This window comes from Streptomyces durocortorensis (assembly GCF_016901035.1).
Taxonomy (GTDB): domain Bacteria; phylum Actinomycetota; class Actinomycetes; order Streptomycetales; family Streptomycetaceae; genus Streptomyces; species Streptomyces durocortorensis.
Genome location: NZ_JAFEUF010000055.1, coordinates 19,481 through 28,110, shown reverse-complemented (window position 1 = coordinate 28,110; position 8,630 = coordinate 19,481). Strand labels below are relative to the sequence as shown.

The window sequence follows — 8,630 nt, the reverse complement described above, 5'->3', positions numbered from 1 at the left end:
CCCGCCCCCCCCTCCACCTGTAGCGCGCGCCTCCGCCCCCCCCCCCCCCCGCGCCCCCCGGGGGGGCCGGGGGGGGGGGGGGGGGGGCCCGCGGCCCCCCGGCGTCCCGTCTCAGCCTCCGAGGGCGGCCCCCACGGCGACGACGACGAATATCAGCACGAGCACGGCCGCCATGATGCGGTTTCTGGTCTTCGGGTCCACCCTTCGAGCGTAACGGCACCGCTCACCGCCCCCGGCCGCCGGGCCGCCCCGGGCGTCATGGCGGCCCCTCACCCGCCCAGCGGCCAGGCCCGCACCGCTGTGTAACGCGGCTGCTCCCCGGGCACCCCGGACACCGGCAGGTCGCTCCGTACGAGCGTGAGCTCGGCGGCCTCCCAGCGCTCCCCCTCGAACCCCGCCAGCGCCGCCGCGAAGGGCCGCAGGTCCGCCGCGCCCCGGCTGCGGGCCAGCGTGAGGTGCGGGGTGTAGCGGCGGTGCTCCTCCATCGGCAGCCCGGTCCGCCGGGCGGCGGCACCGGCGCGCTCGGCGAGCAGCCGCAGCGTGTCGAGCCCGCCCGCCGCCCCGGCCCACAGCGCCCGCCCGCCGAAGTGCCCGGCCCCGTGCACGCGGAGCGCGAAGGGCTCGGTACGCCGCGCGGCCCGCACCAGCCGCGCCTCCACCTCCGGCGCGGCGTCCTCGGGCACCTCCCCGTAGAACGCCAGCGTGAAGTGCCAGCCCTCGGGGCCCGTCCACCGCAGCTCCCGCGCCCCGGGCAGGGCGTGCAGCGGTGCCAGAGCCGTACGGAGTCCGGCCACGGCGGACGGGGGCGGCAGGACGGCGGCGAAGAGGCGCCGGGCGGGCGGACGACCGGGATCGCTGCTGCTCATGCGCGCGAGTCTGGCAGGCCCGGGCGTGTCTGTGAGGCCGGGCCTGTCGTTTTACCGCGCGCCTGCCCGCATCCCGGCCGGGTGGCGGGGAGGAGCGCCACCGTGGCCCATGTGGACAGCGGCAGAGCCGCCCTGGACGGCGGCGACGCCGATGACTGGCGCACTCTGGACATGCTGTACGAGTGGCTTGAACCCGCGCCCGAGGGGTGCAAGCTCGAGATCGTCGGAGGGAACGTCTACCTGGTGCCGCAGCGGGGCACGCACTGGCGGAACACTCTGGCGATCATCAGGCAGTTGTCGGCCCGCTACGAGGAGAATCGTCTGCTGTCCGACGTACGCATCGACCTCCCCGGCCACCTCAACGGCTTTGCCTCCGACGTGGTCGCACTCTCGCCCGACGCCGTCAAGGGCGATGACGGCCGCTGGCGCTACCAGGACATCGAGTTCGTCGCCGAGGTGATCTCGAAGGCCACCGCCGCGAACGACTACGGCGTCAAGAAGGCCGTCTATGCCACCGCCGGCGTCCCCGTCTACCTGATCGTCGCCCCGTACACCGGGACCTGGCACCTGCACACGCTCCCGAAGGAAGACGAGTACCGCAGCGTGCTGAGCCTCGACTTCGGCACCCCGGTCGACCTGACCTCGACCGTCGTAGGCCTCAGCCTCGCCACCGACGCCTTCCCCCGCGACTGACCCCGCACCCCGGCAAGCACGCGAAAGGCGCCTTCCCCCGCTCCGGGGGAAGGCGCCTTTCGCATGGCTCACGCCGCCGTCGCCAACTGCTCGCGCGGTACGAAGCGGACGTGCGGCCGGCCCGGGCGGAGGTCGACCTTCAGGCGGAGGCCGCCGACGCGGGCGAGGGCGAAGCCGACGCCCAGGGCGGCGATCACCGAGATCGCGCCGCCGGCCGCGAAGCCGACACGCGCGCCGTACGTGTCGCTGATCCAGCCGACGATCGGGGCGCCCACCGGCGTACCCCCGGCGAAGACCATCATGTACAGGCTCATCACCCGGCCCCGCATCTCCGGATCGGCGGCCATCTGGACGCTCGTGTTCGCGGTGATGTTCGTCGTCAGGCCGAGCATGCCGATCGGGACCAGCAGGATCGAGAAGAGCCAGACGTTCGGGGAGAGCGAGGCGGCGATCTCCAGCAGCCCGAACGCCGTGCCCGCCGCGACCAGCATCCGCAGCCGGGTGGAGCGGCGGCGGGCCGAGAGCAGCGCGCCGGCCAGCGAACCGGCGGCCATCAGGATGTTGAAGAAGGAGTACATGCCCGCGCCGCCGTCGAAGATCTCGTCGGCGTAGGCGGTCAGCCAGATCGGGAAGTTGAAGCCGAACGTGCCGACGAAGCCGACCAGGACGATCGGCCAGATCAGCTCCGGGCGGCCCCGGACGTAACTCAGGCCTTCCCGCAGCTGGCCCTTGGCGCGGGGCACCCGTACCGAGGCGTGCAGCTCGTTGGTCCGCATCATCAGCAGGCCGACGAGCGGGGCCAGGAAGGAGAGGCCGTTGAGCAGGAACGCCCAGCCGCTGCCGACCGTGGTGATCAGGACACCCGCGACGGCGGGGCCGATGAGCCTGGCCGACTGGAAGTTCGCCGAGTTCAGGCTGACCGCGTTGCGCAGCTGCGCGGGGCCGACCATCTCGGAGACGAACGACTGGCGGGCCGGGTTGTCGACGACGGTCACCATGCCGAGCAGGAAGGCGACCAGGTACACGTGCCAGACCTCGACCACCCCGGAGAGGGTGAGGACGGCCAGCGCGATGCCGCACAGGCCGAGCATGGCCTGGCTGACGAGCAGGATCTGCCGCTTCGGGAGGCGGTCGGCGATGACGCCGCCGTACAGGCCGAAGAGCAGCATCGGGAGGAACTGGAGGGCCGTGGTGATGCCTACGGCCGTCGCGGAGCCTGTCAGGCTCAGGACGAGCCAGTCCTGCGTGATGCGGGACATCCAGGTACCGGTGTTGGAGATCACGGCGCCCGTGGCGAACAGGCGGTAGTTACGGATCTTCAGCGACGAGAAGGTCCCGCCGGTCGTGCTCTCGTGGGTGGAAGTCGGTGCGGGGGCGGAGTCTGCTCCGGATCCCGTACTCAAAAGGGTTCGCCTCCTCGGGCGTCTGCGGCGTTCGGTCCGACGGGGACATGACGACGGGCGCTCCGGTGGTGATCCGAGGCCGGGGCGGATGTCGTCCATCCGGTCCCGTCCGGTCCGGCCGTATACAGGGATACGGCCCGGTGGATCACCGTCGGCGCGCCCGCGGAGTCACAGGTGGGCGAGCTTCTCCAACACGGGCGCGGCGGCCCGAAGCGTCTCCCACTCGTCCTCGTCCAGGCCCTCGGCGAGGTGGGCCAGCCAGGCGTTCCGCTTGGTGCGGCTCTCCGCGAGCATGGCCTCGGCCTGCTCGGTCTGGCTGACCCTCTTCTGCCGACGGTCATCGGGGTGCGGTTCCAGCCTGACCAGTCCCTTCGCCTCCAGCAGCGCGACGATGCGGGTCATCGACGGCGGCTGCACGTGCTCCTTGCGGGCCAGCTCACCGGGGGTGGCCGAGCCGCAGCGGGCGAGGGTGCCGAGCACCGACATCTCGGTGGGGCTCAGCGACTCGTCGACACGCTGGTGCTTCAGGCGACGGCCCAGCAGCATCACGGCGGAGCGGAGGGAGCTCACGGCGGCGGCACTGTCGCCGTCGTGGATCAGGTCAGGCATGTTTGTTAGCGTAACTCATTACCCAAACTAAATACCACCCGGTTACACCTCCCGTAAATTCCGATCACCCGAACGAGTGAGTTGGAAGCGGAAAGTGACGCACGGAGCGCTCCGGGGCGTGGACCCTGCTGGACATGGGATCGACAGTGCTCAGCCTGCGGATAGACGGTGAGCTGCTCGACCGGCTCCGGCAGCACGCCGCGAAACGCGGAATGAGCGTCCAGGACTACGTGGTCCGGACGCTCATTCGCGACGACTTCGACGAACGCTTCAAGGTGGCCGTCGAGGAGACGGAGAAGTTCTACGGGGAGGAGCAGACGATCACGTGAGGCAGCCGGTCACCTGAGGTCGCCGGTCACGTGAGGCCGAGCGCCGGCATCGCGTAGTAGAAGACGAACACCGCCGACACCACGTACATGGCCACCGGCACCTCACGGCCCCGGCCCGCCGCCAGGCGCAGCACGGAGAAGGCGACGAAGCCGATGCCGATGCCGTTGGTGATCGAGTACGTGAACGGCATCATCACCATCGCGAGGAACGCCGGGACCGCGAGCGTGTAGTCGCTCCAGTCGATGTCCCGGACCGAGCCCGCGATGATCAGGAAGCCGACCGCCAGCAGGGCGGGAGTGGCCGCCTGCGACGGGACCATGGTCGCCAGCGGTGTGAGGAACAGCGCCACCGAGAAGAGCAGACCGGTCACCACGCTCGCCAGTCCGGTGCGGGCGCCCTCGCCGACGCCCGCGGTGGACTCCACGAAGCACGTGGTGGCGGAGGCGGAGGTCGCCCCGCCCGAGGCGACCGCGATGCCGTCCACCAGCAGCACCTTGTTGATGCCGGGGAAGTTGCCGTTCTCGTCCATCAGCTTCGCCTCGTCGCCGACGCCCAGAATGGTGCCCATCGCGTCGAAGAAGCAGGAAAGCAGCACGGTGAAGACGAACAGCACGCCCGTCAGGTAGCCGACCTTCTCGAAGCCGCCGAACAGGCTGACCTCACCGAGCAGCCCGAAGTCCGGCGCGGAGACCGGGTTGCCCGGCCACGAGGGCGTCGTCAGGCCCCATGCCCCCTCGGGCAGACCCGCCACCGCGTCGATGACCAGGGCGACACCCGTCATGGCGACGATGGAGATCAGGATCGCGCCGGGCACCTTGCGCACGATCAGCGCGAGGGTGAGCAGCGCGCCGAGGACGAAGACGAGAATCGGCCATCCGTTGAGGTGGCCGTCGCCGCCGAGCTGGAGCGGCACGGTGGTGTGCGCGGCGTCCGGGATGCGCGAGACGAAGCCGGAGTCGACGAGGCCGATCAGCAGGATGAACATGCCGATGCCGATGGCGATGCCCTTGCGGAGCGAGCGCGGCACGGCGTTCATCACGCGCTCCCGCAGCCCCGTGGCGACCAGCAGCATCACCACGACGCCCGCGAGGACCACCATGCCCATCGCGTCCGGCCAGCTCATCCGGGGGGCGAGCTGGAGCGCGACGACGGTGTTGACGCCGAGGCCGGCCGCGAGCGCGATCGGCACGTTGCCGATGACGCCCATGAGCAGCGTGGAGAAGGCGGCGGAGAGCACGGTGGCGGTGACCAGCTGACCGTTGTCGAGCTGGTGGCCGTACATGTCCTTCGCGCTGCCCAGGATGATCGGGTTGAGCACGATGATGTACGCCATCGCGAAGAACGTGGCGAACCCGCCGCGGAACTCGCGGGCGACGGTCGACCCCCGCTCGGAGATCTTGAAGAACCGGTCCAGGCCGCCGTGGGGCTGTGGAGCCGAAGGCTGCGGGGAGTCGACCGGAGCGGTGGCCGAGGGGGGCATGGGTGACCTCAGTCGTACGTAGGGGAGGCGGAGCAGAGGGACGAAAGGTGATCGAATTTGGATGTTCAGACGAAGAATTCGAGCCATCCCCAAGCGGATTCAGTATGAATACATCAAGCGAAGATCGCTATCTCCGCGCGTAGACCCTTGGGCCGACCGGCCCGCAATCCGCCGATCAGGTGGCCCCCACGTGGCCCCGTACGCTGCCCATACACTGAACGCATGGAGAAGTGGACACCGAAGCACGAGGCGCCCGAGCCCCTGGAGGGCCCCGTCGTCGCCACCGTCGTGGGCGGCACGATCCTCTGGTTCGTCCTCTTCCTCGCCCAGCTCCCCTTCTACGGCTGGTTCGTCGACCGCGGCCACACCTGGTGGGTGTGGACCCCGCTGGCCGGTGCCGGACTCGGCCTGATCGGGATCTGGTACGTGCGCGGCCGCGACGCCGCCCTCAAGCGCCACGCGGCCCGGGCCGAGGTCAAGGACGCGGCAGGAGCCGAGGCGGCGGACAAGGCGCTGAGCAACGACCGGCCGGACCGCGCCGACCGGACCGCCTGACGGCCTGACCCGCTCGCGTCTCCGTACGACCACGGGACCGACTTCGTCCTCCCCTGGTCGGATCTTCGACCCCCTGGCGGGAGATTCACCACGAGCGCCCGTAACGTCGGACCCATGACGCAGCGGGCACTCGATTCCTCCGGGGAGACCCCCGGACCCTCCCGGCCGGCCATGATCGACGCGGGGGCGGAACTCGACCCCGTGCACCCCATGGAGCCACCACCGCCGCCCCACCGACCGGGCGGACTGACCACGGCCGAGGTCGCCGAACGGGTCGCGCGCGGCGAGGTCAACGACGTACCCGTACGGTCCTCGCGCTCGCTCACGGAAATCGTCCGGGCCAACGTCCTGACCCGGTTCAACCTGATCATCGGCGTGCTCTGGGTGATCATGCTGTTCGTGGCACCGATCCAGGACAGCCTCTTCGGCTTCGTGATCGTCGCCAACACCGGCATCGGCATCATCCAGGAGTGGCGGGCCAAGAAGACCCTGGACAGCCTCGCGGTGATCGGCGAGGCGAAACCGACCGTACGGCGTGACGGGGTCGCCGCCGAGATCTCCACCCACGAGATCGTCCTCGGCGACGTGATCGAGCTGGGCCCCGGCGACAAGGTGGTCGTGGACGGCGTGGTCGCGGAGGCCGACAGCCTGGAGGTCGACGAGTCGCTGCTGACCGGTGAGGCCGACCCGGTGCTGAAGCGGCCCGGCGACCCGGTGATGTCCGGCAGCTTCGTCGTCGCGGGCGGCGGGGCGTTCACCGCGACGAAGGTGGGGCGCGAGGCGTACGCGGCCCAGCTCGCCGAGGAGGCGTCGCGCTTCACGCTCGTCCACTCGGAGCTGCGCAGCGGGATCAGCACGATCCTGAAGTACGTCACGTGGATGATGGTGCCGACGGCGATCGGGCTGATCATCAGCCAGCTCGTCGTGAAGGACAACAACTTCAAGGACTCCGTCGCCCGGACCGTCGGCGGCATCGTCCCGATGATCCCCGAGGGCCTGGTCCTCCTCACCTCCGTCGCCTTCGCCATCGGTGTCGTACGGCTGGGCCGCAAGCAGTGCCTGGTGCAGGAGCTGCCGGCCATCGAGGGCCTTGCCCGGGTCGACGTGGTCTGCCTGGACAAGACGGGCACGCTGACCGAGGGCGGCATGGACGTCACGGAGGTCCGGCCGCTGAACGGGAGCGACGAGGCGTACGTCCAGGAGGTGCTGCGGACGTTCGGCGCATCGGACCCCCGGCCCAACGCCAGCCTCCAGGCCATCATCGACGCGTACCCGGCGGACGGGGACGGCAAGGCCGCCTGGACGGTCACCGACGCGATGCCGTTCTCCTCCGCCCGCAAGTACAGCGGCGCGGCGTTCGCCGAGGCCGACGGGACAGCCTCCGCCTGGCTGCTCGGCGCGCCCGACGTCCTGCTGCCCGAGGGCGACGCGACCCTGGCCGAGATCGAGCAGCTCAACCAGCAGGGCCTGCGGGTGCTGCTGCTGGCCCGTATGCGGGGCGACGACCTGGACGCGCCCGGCGCGGCCGCCGGAGCCGCCCCCACCGCCCTGGTCGTCCTGGAGCAGCGGCTGCGGCCGGACGCGGGCGACACGCTCGCGTACTTCGCCGACCAGAACGTGGCCACCAAGGTCATCTCCGGCGACAACGCGGTCTCGGTCGGCGCGGTCGCCGGGAAGCTGGGACTCGCGGGCGCGGAGAACACGCTGGACGCCCGCCGGCTGCCCACCGACCCGGACGAGATGGCCACGGCCATGGAGCAGAACGCGGTGTTCGGCCGGGTCACCCCGCAGCAGAAGCGGGACATGGTGGCCGCCCTCCAGTCGCGCGGCCACACGGTCGCGATGACCGGCGACGGCGTGAACGACGTGCTGGCCCTCAAGGACGCCGACATCGGGGTCTCGATGGGCTCGGGCTCGGAGGCGACGCGGGCGGTGGCGCAGATCGTGCTGCTGAACAACAGCTTCGCGACGCTGCCCTCGGTCGTCGCCGAGGGCCGCCGGGTGATCGGCAACATCACCCGGGTCGCGACGCTCTTCCTGACCAAGACGGTCTACTCGGTGCTGCTGGCGATCCTGGTGGTCTGCACCCAGGTGGAGTACCCGTTCCTGCCGCGGCACCTGACGCTGCTGTCCACGCTGACCATCGGCGTCCCCGCGTTCTTCCTGGCCCTCGCGCCCAACAAGGAACGGGCCCAGCCCCACTTCGTACGCCGCGTCATGCGGTACGCGATCCCCTCGGGCGTCATCGCGGCGACGGCCACCTTCACCACGTACCTGGTGGCGCGGCACCACTACAGCGGCGAGGGCGCGCTGGCGGCCGAGACGAGCGCGGCGACGCTGACGCTGTTCCTGGTCTCGATGTGGGTCCTGGCGATCATCGCCCGCCCGTACACCTGGTGGCGCATCGGTCTGGTGGCGGCGATGGGGCTCGGCTTCCTGATCGTGCTCGTGGTGCCGTGGCTCCAGGACTTCTTCGCGCTGAAGCTGGTGGGCGGGGTGATGCCGTGGACGGCGGTCGCCATCGCGGTGGCGGCGGCCGCCCTGCTGGAGTTCGTCTGGCGCTGGGTGGGGCGGCGCTTCGGGATGTGAGGGGTACGCGGGGGGCCCCCCCGGGGGGGGGGGGGGGCCCCGGGGGGGGGGGGGGCGGGGGGGGAAATGACGGAGGCCGCCAAGCCCCGCGCGCGCGCGGGCGGG

Annotated in this window: 8 protein-coding genes; 4 read left to right on the top strand and 4 right to left on the bottom strand. The window is 71.0% G+C overall.

What is annotated here, in order from left to right:
* Positions 1-269: 269 nt before the first annotated feature.
* The gene (gene thpR / locus JS521_RS13745; RefSeq protein ID WP_205083195.1) at positions 270-866 is read right to left on the bottom strand and encodes an RNA 2',3'-cyclic phosphodiesterase; all 597 of its coding nucleotides are present in this window, start codon (positions 864-866) and stop codon (positions 270-272) included.
* A gap of 102 nt (positions 867-968) precedes the next feature.
* On the opposite strand from thpR, the gene JS521_RS13740 reads away from it, so the two are divergent.
* Complete coding sequence (locus JS521_RS13740) at positions 969-1,559, top strand: Uma2 family endonuclease (protein WP_307847869.1); 591 nt, start codon at positions 969-971, stop codon at positions 1,557-1,559.
* 68 nt (positions 1,560-1,627) lie between these two features.
* On the opposite strand, the gene JS521_RS13735 is transcribed toward JS521_RS13740, so the two are convergent.
* Together JS521_RS13735 and JS521_RS13730 are read right to left on the bottom strand one after the other, a co-directional pair.
* Positions 1,628-2,962, bottom strand: coding sequence for an MFS transporter (locus tag JS521_RS13735; RefSeq protein ID WP_205083193.1), 1,335 nt, complete (start codon positions 2,960-2,962; stop codon positions 1,628-1,630).
* A 168-nt stretch (positions 2,963-3,130) separates the two neighbouring features.
* On the bottom strand, positions 3,131-3,571 hold the full coding sequence (locus JS521_RS13730) for a MarR family winged helix-turn-helix transcriptional regulator (protein WP_006126571.1): 441 nt from the start codon (positions 3,569-3,571) through the stop codon (positions 3,131-3,133).
* A 134-nt stretch (positions 3,572-3,705) separates the two neighbouring features.
* Here JS521_RS13730 and JS521_RS13725 point away from each other — a divergent pair, with 134 nt between their 5' ends.
* A complete protein-coding gene (locus tag JS521_RS13725; protein WP_205083191.1) occupies positions 3,706-3,900 on the top strand; it encodes a ribbon-helix-helix protein, CopG family in 195 nt (64 codons plus the stop codon).
* A 26-nt stretch (positions 3,901-3,926) separates the two neighbouring features.
* Here the strand turns inward: JS521_RS13725 and JS521_RS13720 are convergent, their stop codons facing one another.
* The gene (locus JS521_RS13720) at positions 3,927-5,381 is read right to left on the bottom strand and encodes an NCS2 family permease (protein ID WP_205083190.1); all 1,455 of its coding nucleotides are present in this window, start codon (positions 5,379-5,381) and stop codon (positions 3,927-3,929) included.
* A gap of 222 nt (positions 5,382-5,603) precedes the next feature.
* Between JS521_RS13720 and JS521_RS13715 the strand changes: the two genes are divergently transcribed.
* Both JS521_RS13715 and JS521_RS13710 read left to right on the top strand, forming a co-directional pair.
* Complete coding sequence (locus JS521_RS13715) at positions 5,604-5,936, top strand: DUF2530 domain-containing protein (RefSeq protein WP_205083189.1); 333 nt, start codon at positions 5,604-5,606, stop codon at positions 5,934-5,936.
* A gap of 114 nt (positions 5,937-6,050) precedes the next feature.
* On the top strand, positions 6,051-8,525 hold the full coding sequence (locus JS521_RS13710; RefSeq protein ID WP_205083188.1) for an HAD-IC family P-type ATPase: 2,475 nt from the start codon (positions 6,051-6,053) through the stop codon (positions 8,523-8,525).
* The last annotated feature ends 105 nt before the right edge of the window (positions 8,526-8,630 follow it).

Coding starts and splice junctions, on each gene's coding strand:
- thpR (WP_205083195.1), bottom strand. CDS start 866: ATGAGCAGCAGCGATCCCGGTCGTCCGCCCGCCCGGCGCCTCTTCGCC.
- JS521_RS13730 (WP_006126571.1), bottom strand. CDS start 3,571: ATGCCTGACCTGATCCACGACGGCGACAGTGCCGCCGCCGTGAGCTCC.
- JS521_RS13725 (WP_205083191.1), top strand. CDS start 3,706: ATGGGATCGACAGTGCTCAGCCTGCGGATAGACGGTGAGCTGCTCGAC.
- JS521_RS13720 (WP_205083190.1), bottom strand. CDS start 5,381: ATGCCCCCCTCGGCCACCGCTCCGGTCGACTCCCCGCAGCCTTCGGCT.
- JS521_RS13715 (WP_205083189.1), top strand. CDS start 5,604: ATGGAGAAGTGGACACCGAAGCACGAGGCGCCCGAGCCCCTGGAGGGC.
- JS521_RS13710 (WP_205083188.1), top strand. CDS start 6,051: ATGACGCAGCGGGCACTCGATTCCTCCGGGGAGACCCCCGGACCCTCC.